Consider the following 13392-nt stretch of genomic DNA (forward strand, 5'->3'; position numbering starts at 1 on the left):
CCTCCACTGCGGAAGGGCCCTGGCCGGGAAGTGATCTCAACAGGCGTCGGTACCGGCGCAGAGCCGGGCGGCGGTGCGCTCCGCGATCCGCTGGTCCTCGGCCGGATCAACGCCCTTGAGCCACACCTGGGCCACCAGTTCGCCCTGTCGCACGAAGAGCCAGCGGGATGTCGCCTGCTCGCCGCTCCGACCAACCAGCAACGACTCGTCACCCGCGAGGCCGGAGGCGAAGACCTCCATCCCCTTGCTGTTGTCCGGGTTCAGGGGCTCACAGCCGGCCACCTCCCGCCGAACGTTCCCCATCGTGGTCTTCGCGGCTTCCTCCGAATGCCGCTCCACGCGCTCGATCACCGTGCCCTCGGTCCCCTGGTAGAAGACAGCTCCCCGGAACGCCTTCTCCCCGGGCCACTTCTGTCCGTCTTCCTCGCAGGTGTAGCTGGTTCCCGCATGGAAGGACCAGTCGCCGTCCAGATCGTCGCCCGCCGCCCGGAAGCCGGTCGGGAGATCCTCGGTACGGAGCAGGGCCACGGCCGGAACATCCGGTGACGGCGGACTGAGGGTCGGTTGATCGGTGGTCTCCGGCGACTCGCTCGGCGGAGCCGTGCTCGGCGAGGGCGATGGGGTGGGTGGCGTCGTCGGCGTCGTCGGGATACCGGTGGGGCTGGGGGTGGGGCTGTTCGTTGCGGGTGCCGCTGGCGGTACGGGGTCTGGGCCCTCGGCTAGGGCCACGGCACCGGTGGCGACCACGGCGACGGCGACCGCGCTCGCCAAGCCGGCGACGAGGCGGGTATGGCGGGTCCGCCGCCGAGCACGCGCACGCACCTGGTCGGCCGGGTCCCAGTTCAGGGTTTCGGTGTCGTCGTACAACTCGGCAAAAAGCGGATCAGGCATGAGTAACCTCCTCCGGAAACGAGGTGTCAAGAAGGGAAGCGAGGGCTTTCCGCCCACGGGCGAGGCGAGCCTTGACGGTGCCCGTCGGCGCATCCGTCTGGATCGCGATGTCAGCAACGGACAAATCCACCAAGTAATGCAGGACGACCGCCTCCCGCTGCTCGGTTGGCAACTGTCGCAGCGCGGCGACCAGCGCTACAGTGTTCTCTGATGGAGGTCCGGCGGCTGCGCCGGTACCGTGCCGGCGATACGCGGAAAGACCATTGCGGATTTTGCGCCAACGATTGACCAACCGCCGGTGCCCAACAGTCCGTACCCACGCCTCTGGGTCGTCGTACGTGCTGATAGTTGACCAACGCTGCCAGGCCCGCACGTACGCCTCCTGCGCGGCGTCCTGCGCCTCACCCATGTCACCACCGAGTGCGTAAAGAACTGTGACAACCCGATGTCGCGTGCTGCGGTAAAAATCCGCAAAGTTGTCTTCCGCATTCACTGCGTTCCACCCCTCTCGACTCAACCGGTATCACCCGCGACGAAGCAGGGCGGTTGCCGGAGACACCAAATATTTGTTGCCACAGTGGAAGGCCGGCTGGTCCTTGCCGGCTACGGTCGTACCCATGACAGCAGAGCAGCACCCCGCCCTCGCGCTGCGCAGTCTGGTGAAGCGCTTCGACGCGAAGATGGCGGTGGCGGGCGTTGACCTGACCGTGCCGGCCGGCTCGTTCTACGGGCTCCTCGGGCCCAACGGCGCCGGCAAGACGACCACGTTGTCGATGGCCGTGGGGCTGCTCCGGCCGGATGCCGGCGGCGCCTGGGTGCTCGGCCACGACGTCTGGGCCGACCCGGTACGGGCGAAGCAGCTCCTCGGCGTCATGCCCGACGGCGTACGCCTCTTCGACCGCCTCAGCGGCGCCGAGCTGCTCGCGTACCACGGCCTGCTGCGTGGCATGGACCCGGCGGTGGTCGACCAGCGCGCGGCGGAGCTGCTGGACGTGCTCGCGCTCGCCGACGCCGGGCGGACCCTGGTGGTGGACTACTCGGCCGGGATGAAAAAGAAGATCGGCCTGGCCTGCGCGCTGCTGCACGGGCCCCGGCTGCTGGTGCTGGACGAGCCGTTCGAGGCGGTCGACCCGGTGTCGGCGGCGCTGATCCGAGACATCCTCGCGCGGTACGTGACCGGTGGCGGCACGGTCGTCTTCTCCAGTCACGTGATGGAGGTCGTGGAGCGGCTCTGCTCGCACGTGGCGATCCTCGCCGACGGCGCCATCAAGCGGGTCGGCACCCTGGACGAGGTCCGCGGAGAGCAGACGCTGGAGCAGGTCTTCGTGACGGTCGTCGGCGGACGCACCGCCACCGGTGAGGAGCTGGCGTGGCTGTCGCGGTGACCGACGCGGTATCCGATGTGGGGGCGGCTCGGCGGGTCTCGGCCTGGCACTTCGTCCGGCTCAAGCTGCGGGTGATGGGCAACAACTTCCGGGGCCAGGATTGGCGGGTCGGCCTCTTCGCAGTCGGCGCGGCCGTTGGGTTCTGGCTCGCCGCCTTCGGCTTCTCCATCTTCGCCGCCCCGGGCTTCGCCGGCAACGACCAGTACGCGACGCTGCTGGCGGCCATGGGCGGCGGGCTGCTGGTGCTGTGCTGGCTCCTGCTGCCGCTGGTCTTCTTCGGGGTCGACGAGACGCTGGACCCGGCCCGCTTCGCGTTGCTTCCGCTGCCCCGCCGGACCCTGGTCACCGGTCTCTTCACGGCGGCGCTGGTCAGCGTTCCGGCGGTCGCCGTGCTGCTGGCCGCCAGCGGTTTGATCTTCACCGCGGGTGTCTTCGGCGGCTGGCCGGCCGCCCTCACGCAAACAGTCGGGGTGCTGGCCGGCCTACTGCTCTGCGTCGCCGCTGCCCGCGCCGTCACCAGCGGCTTCGCCACCATGCTGCGTTCTCGTCGGGTCCGCGACCTGGCCGCGGTCCTGCTGGCCGGGGCTGCCGCCCTGATCGCGCCGGTGCAGCTGGCCGCCACCGCCGCGCTGCAGGACGCGGACTGGGACCGGCTGGCCGCGGTGGCGGCCGTGGTCGGCTGGACGCCGTTCGGTGCGCCGTGGACGATGGGCATCGAGGTCGCGCAGGGGCGGGTCTGGGCCGCACCGGTGAAGCTGCTGATCACAGCGGTGACCGTGGCGGCGCTGCTGCTCTGGTGGTCGCGCTCGCTGGAGTCGGCGATGATCGGCGCCGCGAGCAGCGGCCGGACGTCAACCCGGTCACCGACGACCGGCACCGCTGTCACGCAGCTCTTCCCCCGGCTGCTGGGCTGGCTCCCCCGGAGCCGCTTCGGCGCGTTGGTGGCGCGGGAGGCACGCTACTGGTGGCGGGACGCCCGCCGACGGGCGAACCTGATCACGCTGGCCGTGGTCGGCCTCTTCGTCCCGGTCATGCTCAACCTCGGCAGCGCCGGCCTCACCGGGGGCGGCGGCACCCCGGAAAGCCCGTCCCCGGTCCTGGCCACTCTCTCCATGGTCTTCGTCGGGGTGCTCGCCGCCGCGACCCTGGCCAACCAGTTCGGCTTCGACGGCAGCGCGTACGCGACGCACGTGGTGGTGGGGGTGCCGGGCGCGGAGGAGCTGCGGGCCCGGATCGCGGCGTTCTCGCTCTACCTGCTGCCGCTGGTTCTGGTCATCTCCGGGGTACTCGCCCTCCTGGTGCTGGGGCAGCCGGGGTGGATCGGCCTGACGGCGGGGAGCCTGCTCGCCACCTTCGGCGCCGGGCTCGCGATAAACACCCTGCTGTCGGTACTCGCGGCGTACTCCTTGCCGGAGACGAGCAACCCGTTCGCGATGAACAGCGGCGCCGGGGTGGCCCGCAGCCTCCTGGCCATCCTGTCCTTGCTCGCCTCGGCGGTCGCGGCGATCCCGATGGTGGTGGCCGCCGCGTTACTCGGCGACGTCTGGCTCTGGCTGGCCCTGCCTTTCGGCGCGGCGTACGGGCTGGGGGCGGCGCTGCTCGGCGCCTACCTGGCCGGCGATGTGCTGGACCGGCGGCAGCCCGAACTACTGGCGACTATCACTCCCCGCCGTTGAGAACTCGGCCCCGGATTGCCGCAACCGTTGATCGGGGCAAGGAGTCTGCTGAGTAGAGCCGCGATCAACGGCCAGCCAGTAGGGGAGACGCCATCGTGATGGTAAGCATGCACGGCCCAGGGGACACCCGGGAGGAACCGCCACCCGCGGTCACGGAGGGCGCGGGTGGTGTGGGTGACAGTTTCGAGGAGTTCTACGCCGCCACCTTTCAACCGTTGATGCTCCAGCTCTACGCCTACACAGCCGACATCGACCAGGCCCGCGACGCAGTCCAGGAGGCGTTCAGCCGAGCCTGGCCCCGCTGGAACAAACTCGTCCACTACGACCACCCAGCAGCCTGGATCCGCACCGTGGCCATGAACGTCGCCCGCAGCCGCTGGCGCCGGCTACGCGCCGCCCGCGCCCACGCCCGCTTCCGCCTCGACGACACCACCGAAGGACCAAACCCAGACCGGATAGCGCTGGCCCACGCACTCGCCACCCTGCCGGAAAAACAACGGCGAGCAATCGTGCTCTTCCACATAGCCGACCTCAGCATCACCGAGATCGCCGAACAAGAAGGCGCCGCTACCGGCACCGTGAAGTCCTGGCTACACCGAGGCCGCGCCGCACTCGCCACCGCACTCTCCGACTCGGGGACGGAGGAAACCAATGCCTAACAACGACAACACCCCAGACCTCGACAACATCTTCACCGCATACACCTCCGGCGGACCACTGGCAACCCCAGCCGGCGCCGCCGCCGCACAACACGTCGCCCGCCGCCGCCGCACCACCCGCATCGCCGCCGCCGGCGTCCTAGCCGTAGCAATACTCGCCGCAACCCCAGCAATCGCCGCAACCTGGACCCCCCAGGACCCACCCGCCCTACCCGCAGACACCACGACACCAACCACGCCAGCCCCAACAAACCCCACCACCCCAACCGCCACCCCCAGCCCATCGGCTACCCCCAGCACCCCACCACCGGACGGCCAGATCGGCAAGACGGAGCTGGGTAACGCCACGCTGGAGCTCCCCGCCTGGCCCGAGCACCTGAAGGAACACTGCCCAGCAGGGCGGGTGAAGTTCTCCGACGGCACCGCCCAACTGGCGTCCAACTCGGAGCTCCGGATCACCATCTCCGAGGTCGTCCACGCTGACCTCGATCAAGACGGGGCGAAGGAGACGGCCGCACTGATCAACTGCAGCGGGATTGAGATGGGTGAGTCGCGGGTGCTCGCCTTTGACCGGAACGCCTCCGACACCATTGTGACGATGGGCCTGGTGACCGGGCACACCGGCGACATCGCCTGGATCAGGGGGATCCGCGCGAAGGGCACCGCCGTCGAGGTGGAGGTTCTGGACGCGGCCGGCGCAGGAGTCGTGGACGGGTTCCCACAGTCGCAGTGGCGGGCCTACTCCTGGTCGGGTAAGGGCTTCGTCCAGTCGGGCGGTCCGAGTGCCTTCCCGCCGAACCCACGGGTCACCGACCTCTCGATCAGCGGGGGTGACGTTCAGTTCGTCCCGGACGGCGCGGACACGGCTTCTGGAACGCTGCGCCTGACCATCGGCAACCAGGGGCCGCAGCTGGCCACCGACCCCTATCTGACGGTGGATCTGCCGGACGGGGTCACAATCACCTCGCTACCCGCGAAGTGCGAGACATCGAAAACCCCGAGCGGTACGCGCTATCGGTGCTGGCTGCCGGCACTGGCGGCGGACGCCGACTCCGTTGTCAACCTTCCGCTGTCCGCGTCGCAGTCCGTACTCGATGGGGCGGAGCCCAGCCAGTGGGACGCCGACATCGTCTGGGGTTTCACCGGAACCGAAACCGGAGACGGCAAGGGTTGGCCCTACCCGGAGCCCGAAGGCGCCGAGGGCGACAACTCAGCGAAGGGAAACCTCCTGCCAGCCCCGTAATCAACGCACGAAGCCGCCCAGCGACCGCCACCTCGGTCGCTGGGCGCGGTGCATTCTCCGGCCGCCGCCACGCCGGACGCGGCGGGCGCGCCCGCCGCCGGTCAGCGGAGGCGGGTAGCGGCGACGAACGTGCGCCAGGACTCGGGACCGAACGTCAACGCCGGGCCGAGCCGGTCCTTGCTGTCCCGCACCAACACCACCCCGGTCAGATTGTCCGCCACCTCGACGCAGTTGCCCCCGGTGTCCCCAGAGCGGGTTGACGTGCGCCAGCGCGGTTCAACAGCAGTCATGACGTCACCTTCAGTTTTCGATTCAGGTCCAGGGAAGTGCTTGTGGACAACGCCTCGGCCAGCACAAGGCCCCAGATGGGCCGAAGCGCCCGCCGACGCTGAGTGGCACAACATGCAGCCAAAGTTGCGGTAGCCCGGCCTCCTCCAGCAACTGGTCAGCGGAGGCGGGTAGCGGCGACGAACGTGCGCCAGGACTCGGGACCGAACGTCAACGCCGGACCGAGCCGGTCCTTGCTGTCCCGCACCAACACCACCCCGGTCAGATTGTCCGCCACCTCGACACAGTTGCCTTCATTGGCTGACCTGGTCGACTTCCGCCATCGCGGCCCGGCACTCATCATGGCGTCACCCTCAGCTTGTTAACCACATCGATGGAGGCCCGCTCGCTCAGGGCCTCGCCGAGTAGATGCTCCCACTTGCGCTGCACCAAGCGCATCCACTCCGGGTAGTCAGCGATTTGTCCCCGTGCCGCGTTGTCGAGGCAGAGCAGGTTGTCGCTTCCGGGGAGTTCCGCGATCACGAAGCCGCCACCCATCGAGGCGTGGGCACCAACCTCAAGCGGCAGGATGTGTAGACGCACCTGAGGCAGCTCGGCCGCTTCGAGTAGCCGACTGAGCTGCCGATCCATGACAGCGTGACCTCCGACAGGTCGGTGCAGGGCACTTTCGTCGATCACAAACACGCATTCGGACGACTCGTTCTGGTGGAGGACAAGCTGCCGCCTCATCCGGAGGCTGACAAGCTCCTCCACCCGCTCGGTTCGGTACAACCTGCCCGCCGAAACCACCGCTCGCGCGTACTCCTCGGTTTGCAGTGGGCCGGGGATCAGACAGGGTTCGAAGTAACACAGTCGGACGGCTCGTTCTTCATGCCCCGGCCAAGACTCAAACCAGGACGGACCACCCCTGCCCTCATCTTCCTGGAGCAGGCTGGCGAGGAGTCCTCCGGTTCCAAGTGCTTGATCCGCAGCAACAGCGAACTCCATCGTCGGGCGACGTCGGCCAGTCTCGATCGCGGCCACCGTGGACGGGCTCCATTTGATCGAGGCGGCCAGCGCCTCTTGTGACATTTCTGCGCCCGCTCGGGCGGCCTTGAGCGCTCGGATCCACATCTCGAACTTCATCGCTCACCTACCTGGTAAGTACGTGATCGCGTTCTGTAGTAAGCACTGGCATCCTCCCCCGACCGGGGCACCGAGTCCAGGGTGGAAGCTGCGCGGCCCGGCTGGTGGAGGCGACGCCCGGCAGCTGGTCCTGCGTCGGGTCGCCCCGAGCACTCCCGCTCGGGGCGACCCACCAGCCGGAGGAGGCAGCGATGCTCAGACTGTTCCGACGAAACGGCGCGTTGCGCTGGTACCGGCGCAGCGGCCGGTCGGCGACGGCCAGCACGTGGGGGGCGACTGCGGTGGGGGCGCCGGCTCCGCCTCAGCAGCCGCCCGCGTGGGCCAGTTGGCCGACGGTGGCGTCGCCCCAACCGGGCCGAGTCGGTTGGCTGACCCCGGCGCAGACCTGGCGGGCCAACGGTGGCCGCTGGTGAGCGGAGTACGACCGCCAAGGGGCCGCCCGGCGGCGGGTCGAGGGGTGCCGCACGTACCGATGCGCCCGCTCTGGCGGTGTCGGGCGTGTGGCGCCCCCTGGCCCTGCCAACCGGCGCGGCTCGCGTTGTTAATGGAGTACCGGCACGATCGACCGGCGCTCCTCGTCTACCTGGGAACGCTGCTCGCCGAGGCGGCTACGCAGCTGGCGCCGCTGCACCGGAATGAGCTGTCGGACGGGCTGCGGGAACGCTTCGTCGGCTGGGCGCGGGCCGGGGACGGCAGAATGTTCCACGTGAATCATGAGCCGGGCGCTGACATCCACCACACCGACCCGTTCGCCGTTCCCGCCGGCCAGCGGTCCCCCGTACGCCGGTTGCGGGGTCGGCTGGCGACGCCGGTGACGCTCTGGACGGCGCCTGGCCCGGCCGGGCTGACGGTGTCGTCGACGCTGGTGGCGGAGGGTGAACCGGACCGGCTACTCGGGTTGATCGACCCGGAGTCGGAGCTGTGGGCGGCGGCCGAGGCGGCTGGGCGTTTCGCGGTGGCGCCACTCGGCCCGACACACCGGCAGCTCGCCGACCGCTTCGCCGGGCTCTTCCCGTCGCCGGGCGGCCTCTTCGCCACCGGCGACTGGACCGACACCGAGTACGGCCCGGTGCCGTCGGACGCCGGCGGCTGGACCGGCTGCCGCCTCGACACCGCTCGGGAGTACGGCTGGGCGCTGCTGGTGGAGGCCACCATCGTCGCCGTCGAGCTGGTCGAGGAGGCGGAGCCGCTGCTGCACTACCGGGGCCGGTACCGCGAGATCACCGGAGACGGTCGCCGGTCACCGGGGTGATCCAGGTCACTCGGCGCAGCCACGGTGCCGTTCGGCGCAGCTGACGACCGGCGACGGTCGCCGCCTTCCGGGGCCGGTAGCGGATTCCCTACCGTGCGCGAAACCCCGGATACCTGTGAAGGTGGTGAGCCACGGATGTCCACAGACACACCCGCGTCCGCCCCGGCCGAGTCGGCGGCGGAACGCTATCTGGCCGTACAACGGTCGGCCGAGTTCGCCGGGTTGCGGCGCGCGTTGCGCGGCTTCGTCTTCCCGATGACCGTCGCGTTCTTCCTCTGGTACGCGCTCTACGTGATCCTCTCCGCGTACGCGCGGGACCTCATGGGCACGAAGATCGTCGGCAACATCAATGTGGCGCTGGTCTTCGGTCTGCTCCAGTTCGCCTCCACCTTCCTGATCGCCTGGCTCTACTCCCGGTACGCGGCCCGCCGGATTGATCCGGTGGCGGACCGGATCCGCGCGGAGATCGGGGAGATCGGGGAGGTGACCCATGACCACGGTCCTCGCGGCTGAGGCGGGTGACAGCACCGCCCGGAACCTGACCCTCACGCTCTTTCTCGTCTTCGTGGCGGTGACGCTGGCGATCACGGTGTGGGCCAGCCGGCAGACCAAGACCGCCACCGACTTCTACGCGGGTGGCCGCTCCTTCTCCGGCTTCCAGAACGGCATGGCGATCGGCGGCGACTACATGTCGGCGGCGTCGTTCCTCGGCATCGCCGGCCTGATCGCCCTCTACGGCTACGACGGCTTCCTCTACTCGATCGGCTTCCTGGTCGCCTGGCTGGTGGCGCTGCTGCTCGTCGCCGAGCTGCTGCGCAACTCCGGCCGCTACACGATGGCCGACGTGCTCGCCTTCCGGATGCGGCAGCGTCCGGTACGGACGGCCGCCGCGGCCTCCACCATCACGGTCTCGATCTTCTATCTGCTCGCCCAGATGGTCGGTGCGGGGGCGCTGGTGGCGCTGCTGCTCGGCATCAAGCCGGGTACGACCTTCCTCGGCCTGGACGCGGACGCCGCCAAGATCGCCACGATCATCATGGTCGGCGCGCTGATGGTCACCTACGTGACGGTGGGCGGCATGAAGGGCACCACCTATGTGCAGATCGTGAAGGCGTTCCTGCTGATGGGCGGCGCCGTCGTGATGACACTGCTGGTGTTGGCGAAGTACAAGTTCAACCTCTCCGACCTGCTCGGTGACGCGGCGGACGCCTCCGGTAAGGGCGCCGCTTTCCTGGAACCGGGGCTGCGGTACGGCGTTGAGACACCCGGCGACGCCCTGAAAACCTTCTACAGCAAGCTCGATCTGCTCTCCCTCGGCGTCGCGCTGGTGCTCGGCACGGCCGGCCTGCCGCACATCCTCATCCGCTTCTACACCGTGCCGACGGCGAAGGCCGCCCGGAAGAGCGTCCTCTGGGCGATCGGCATCATCGGCACCTTCTACCTGCTCACGCTCGCCCTCGGCTTCGGTGCCGCGGCGCTGGTGGGAAGCGAGGCGATCACCGCGCAGGACCGGGCTGGGAACACCGCCGCGCCGCAGCTGGCCGAGGCGTTGGGGGTGGACTTCCTCGGCGGGGAGCTGGGCGGGGCGACCCTGCTGGCGGTCATCGCGGCGGTCGCCTTCGCGACGATCCTGGCGGTCGTCGCCGGGCTGACCCTGGCCTCCTCGTCCAGCCTGGCGCACGACTTCTACGCCAACGTGATCAAGAACGGCACCGCGTCCGAACGGCAGGAGGTGGCCGTGGCGCGGATCTCCGCCCTGGTGATCGGCGCGATCGCGATCGTCCTCTCCATCTTCGCGCAGAACCTGAACGTCGCCTTCCTGGTCGCCCTCGCCTTCGCGGTGGCCGCGTCGGGCAACCTGCCGGCGATCCTCTACAGCCTCTTCTGGCGGCGGTTCAACACCAGCGGCGCGGTCTGGGCCATCTACGGCGGCCTCTTCGCCGCGGTTTTCCTGGTCTTCTTCTCCCCGGTCGTCTCCGGTTCGCCGACCGCGATGTTCCCCGACCAGGACTGGCAGTGGTTCCCCCTGTCCAACCCGGGCCTGCTCTCCATCCCGTTCGGTTTCCTCTGCGGCTGGTTCGGAACGGTGATCTCCAAGGAACGCGACGATCAGCGCTACGCCGAGTTGGAGGTGCGCTCCCTCACCGGCGCGGGCGCGCACTGACCGTCCCGGGCAGTGACATCCCGGGCCAAGCCGGCGACCTCCCGGCCGGGCCGGGCCGGGGCGGGGCGGGGCGGGGCGGGGCGGGGCGGGGCGGGGCGACGATGCTCCGACCCGGCCCTTCCCCGCCGGGCGGGAACCGACTGCTCGGTAGGGTGGCCGCCATGAAGGTTGTGCAACGCTTCGGCCCCGGTCATCGCATCCTCGTCACCGGCGGGGCGGGCTTCGTCCCCTCCCACCTGGTTGACGCCCTCCTCGCCCGTGGCTGCACGGTCGTGGCGGTGGACAACTTCGTGACCGGCTCCAAGGAGAACGTCGCCCACCTGGCGGAGACGTCGACCTTCACGCTCGTCGAGGCGGATATCTCCGACGGGCTTCCCGAGCACCACCCCGCCCTCGCCGAACGGTTCGACGCCATTCTGCACATGGCGTCGCCGGCCAGCCCCACCGACTTCGAGAAGCTGCCGGTGGAGATCCTCCGGGTCGGCTCGGTCGCCACCCTGCACCTGCTGGACCGGGCGGTCGCCGACGGTGCCCGGTTCCTGCTGGCCTCCACCTCCGAGGCGTACGGGGACCCGTTGGAGCACCCCCAGCGGGAGACGTACTGGGGCAACGTCAACCCGATCGGGATCCGGAGCGTCTACGACGAGTCGAAGCGGTTCGGCGAGGCGGCGACGATGGCGTACCACCGGAGCCGGGGGGCCGATGTCGCCATTGTCCGGATCTTCAACACCTACGGTCCACGGATGCGGCCGGACGACGGCCGGGCGATCCCGACGTTCATCGCCCAGTCCCTGCGCGGCGAGCCGATCACCGTGCACGGCACCGGGGATCAGACCCGCTCCATCTGCTACGTCGATGATCTGGTGCGGGGCATCCTGTTGCTGCTGGACTCGACCGAGACCGGGCCGGTCAACTGCGGGACCGAGCACGAGCTGAGCATGCGTCGACTGGCGGAGTCGATCGTGTCACTCTGCGGGAGCGACTCTGAGGTGACCTATGTCTCTCGGGCCGCAGATGATCCGAAGATGCGTCGACCGGATCTCACCCGGGCCCGGGAACTCCTCGACTTCGAGCCGGAGGTTACGCCCGAGGAGGGCCTGCGCCGCACGATCGCGTACTTCCGCGACCGGCTCGGGTAGCCGCGCACGGGCACCCGTCGCCGAATCGGGGTGTCACCGGATTACAGCATCCCGACGTACCCTGACTCGCATGTCAGCGACCACCGCCGCCGCGTACCCGTTCCCGCACCTGAGCCGCAGCTCCGGGCGGGCCCGGGTGCCCGGCCCCACCACCGGACGTGCCCGCCCCGCACCGGCGGGCTGGCACCCCGCGCCGGCCGGACCGACCGGTGGCGGGCCTCTCGGCCCTGGCGGTCCCGGCCGCTCGGGTGGTCCCGGTGGCCCGGGTGGCCCCGGTGGCCCGGGTGGCCCCGGTGGCCCGGGTGGCCCCGGTGGCCCGGGTGGCCCGGGTGGCCCGAGTGGTCGCCCCGGTCCGGGCCGTCCGGGCCGGCGTGGCCCGCGTCCTCGCTGGGGTCGGATCGCACTGGTGACCGGAGTCGCGGTGCTGGTTTGCGCGCTACTCGCCGGCACCGGGGCCTGGTTCTACGCCCGCGGCCTCGACAACGACCTCGCCCGGACCAACCCGTTCCCGCCGGGGGAAACCGAGGACCGGCCGGTCAAGACGGTTGATGGGGCGCTGAACATCCTCCTCGTCGGCACGGACTCCCGGGATCCGGACGCGCCGATGGACCAACGCGGCGAGTGGCGCGCCGACACGATCATGGTGATGCACATTCCCAGCAACCACCAGGAGGCATACCTGGTGTCGATCCCCCGTGACCTGTACGTGCCGATCCCGGAGAGCGCGAGCGCGGGCTGCGACTCGGGGCAGCGGCGGAAGATCAACGCTGCTTTCGCGTTCGGCGGCCTCCCCTTGGCGGTCCGCACCGTGGAGTGCTTCACCGATGTCCGTCTCGACCATGTCATGGCGATCGACTTCGGCGGGTTCGAGGAGGTCACGGACGCGCTCGACGGCGTTGATCTCACCGTGGAGAAGACGATCACCTCGATCCACAAGCCCTACCGGACCTTCACCGAGGGCGTCAACCACATGGACGGCGCCGAGGCGCTGGACTGGGTCCGGCAGCGCAAGCAGTTCACCCGGGGCGACTTCGACCGGATGCGGCACCAGCAGGAGTTCCTGCGCGCGCTGATGAACAAGGCGGCCAGCACCGGAACGCTCACCAACCCGATCAAGATGAACGACTTCCTCAAGGCGGTAACCGCCGCGGTCACCGTTGACGAGGACTTCTCCCTGATCGACATGGCCCTCCAGTTCCGCAGCCTGCGGGGGGAGAATCTGACCTTCATGACCAGCCCGCACAACGGCAGCCAGAACATCAACGGCGAATCGGTCGTGGTCTCCGACCGGGAGCAGGCGCTCGCGATGTACCAGGCCATCTCCGCGGACAGCATGGCCGACTGGGTTGCGGCGAACGAGAGCGACGCCGACAGCTGACCCCACCCGCCGGGGCAGCGCCGCCGACGTAGACCCGACCGGGTTGGGATCCAGCGAACGGACCCGCCAGCGGGGCGCCGAACCGTAGCCTGATGCGAGGATTACTCACAGACGGTGGCGGGGAGGAACCACGTCCAGGTCGAGGGGTGGACAGGAGCGGGCCGACGCGGGCGTCCGGCGCGGACGGCCACG

Annotated in this window: 15 protein-coding genes; 10 read left to right on the plus strand and 5 right to left on the minus strand. The window is 69.7% G+C overall.

Features of this window, described 5'->3' with window-relative positions:
- Positions 1 to 36: 36 nt before the first annotated feature.
- On the minus strand, positions 37 to 891 hold the full coding sequence (locus tag SALPAC2_RS0116200) for a hypothetical protein (RefSeq protein ID WP_018217686.1): 855 nt from the start codon (positions 889 to 891) through the stop codon (positions 37 to 39).
- Entirely contained in the window at positions 884 to 1384 is a 501-nt protein-coding gene (locus SALPAC2_RS26285) for a SigE family RNA polymerase sigma factor (RefSeq protein ID WP_026184793.1), read from the minus strand. Before SALPAC2_RS26285 ends, SALPAC2_RS0116200 begins: the two co-directional genes overlap by 8 nt.
- A 124-nt stretch (positions 1385 to 1508) precedes the next feature.
- Between SALPAC2_RS26285 and SALPAC2_RS0116210 the strand changes: the two genes are divergently transcribed.
- The 4 genes from SALPAC2_RS0116210 (at position 1509) to SALPAC2_RS0116225 (ending at position 5854) form a co-directional block, all read left to right on the plus strand.
- Positions 1509 to 2276 (plus strand): ABC transporter ATP-binding protein, encoded by a 768-nt coding sequence (locus SALPAC2_RS0116210; RefSeq protein ID WP_018217688.1) that lies wholly within the window; start codon positions 1509 to 1511, stop codon positions 2274 to 2276.
- Entirely contained in the window at positions 2261 to 3952 is a 1692-nt protein-coding gene (locus SALPAC2_RS0116215) for a hypothetical protein (protein ID WP_018217689.1), read from the plus strand. The genes SALPAC2_RS0116210 and SALPAC2_RS0116215 overlap by 16 nt, the downstream gene beginning before the upstream one ends.
- Positions 3953 to 4047: 95 nt before the next feature.
- Positions 4048 to 4611, plus strand: coding sequence for an RNA polymerase sigma factor (locus SALPAC2_RS0116220; protein ID WP_026184794.1), 564 nt, complete (start codon positions 4048 to 4050; stop codon positions 4609 to 4611).
- Entirely contained in the window at positions 4604 to 5854 is a 1251-nt protein-coding gene (locus SALPAC2_RS0116225; protein WP_018217691.1) for a hypothetical protein, read from the plus strand. The genes SALPAC2_RS0116220 and SALPAC2_RS0116225 overlap by 8 nt, the downstream gene beginning before the upstream one ends.
- 101 nt (positions 5855 to 5955) lie before the next feature.
- Here SALPAC2_RS0116225 and SALPAC2_RS0116230 read toward each other — a convergent pair whose 3' ends face one another.
- The 3 genes from SALPAC2_RS0116230 to SALPAC2_RS0116240 form a co-directional block, all read right to left on the minus strand.
- Positions 5956 to 6144: a DUF397 domain-containing protein gene (locus SALPAC2_RS0116230; protein ID WP_018217692.1), complete on the minus strand. Its 189-nt coding sequence runs from the start codon at positions 6142 to 6144 to the stop codon at positions 5956 to 5958.
- 155 nt (positions 6145 to 6299) lie between these two features.
- Positions 6300 to 6485 carry a DUF397 domain-containing protein gene (locus SALPAC2_RS0116235; RefSeq protein WP_027657299.1) on the minus strand — a complete coding sequence of 62 codons (186 nt, stop codon included), beginning with the start codon at positions 6483 to 6485 and terminating at the stop codon, positions 6300 to 6302.
- Positions 6482 to 7267: a helix-turn-helix domain-containing protein gene (locus tag SALPAC2_RS0116240; protein ID WP_018217694.1), complete on the minus strand. Its 786-nt coding sequence runs from the start codon at positions 7265 to 7267 to the stop codon at positions 6482 to 6484. Before SALPAC2_RS0116240 ends, SALPAC2_RS0116235 begins: the two co-directional genes overlap by 4 nt.
- 191 nt (positions 7268 to 7458) lie before the next feature.
- Between SALPAC2_RS0116240 and SALPAC2_RS26290 the strand changes: the two genes are divergently transcribed.
- From SALPAC2_RS26290 to SALPAC2_RS0116270, 6 genes are all read left to right on the plus strand, one after another.
- The gene (locus SALPAC2_RS26290; RefSeq protein WP_109745392.1) at positions 7459 to 7680 is read left to right on the plus strand and encodes a hypothetical protein; all 222 of its coding nucleotides are present in this window, start codon (positions 7459 to 7461) and stop codon (positions 7678 to 7680) included.
- 131 nt (positions 7681 to 7811) lie between these two features.
- A complete protein-coding gene (locus SALPAC2_RS0116245) occupies positions 7812 to 8519 on the plus strand; it encodes a flavin reductase family protein (protein WP_018217695.1) in 708 nt (235 codons plus the stop codon).
- Positions 8520 to 8654: 135 nt separating this feature from the next.
- A complete protein-coding gene (locus SALPAC2_RS0116250; protein WP_018217696.1) occupies positions 8655 to 9032 on the plus strand; it encodes a DUF485 domain-containing protein in 378 nt (125 codons plus the stop codon).
- Positions 9010 to 10683: a solute symporter family protein gene (locus SALPAC2_RS0116255; protein ID WP_018217697.1), complete on the plus strand. Its 1674-nt coding sequence runs from the start codon at positions 9010 to 9012 to the stop codon at positions 10681 to 10683. Before SALPAC2_RS0116250 ends, SALPAC2_RS0116255 begins: the two co-directional genes overlap by 23 nt.
- A 161-nt stretch (positions 10684 to 10844) precedes the next feature.
- On the plus strand, positions 10845 to 11822 hold the full coding sequence (locus SALPAC2_RS0116260; protein WP_018217698.1) for an NAD-dependent epimerase/dehydratase family protein: 978 nt from the start codon (positions 10845 to 10847) through the stop codon (positions 11820 to 11822).
- Positions 11823 to 11892: 70 nt separating this feature from the next.
- Positions 11893 to 13200: an LCP family protein gene (locus tag SALPAC2_RS0116270; protein ID WP_080636937.1), complete on the plus strand. Its 1308-nt coding sequence runs from the start codon at positions 11893 to 11895 to the stop codon at positions 13198 to 13200.
- The last annotated feature ends 192 nt before the right edge of the window (positions 13201 to 13392 follow it).

This window comes from Salinispora vitiensis (assembly GCF_000378825.1).
GTDB lineage: Bacteria > Actinomycetota > Actinomycetes > Mycobacteriales > Micromonosporaceae > Micromonospora > Micromonospora vitiensis.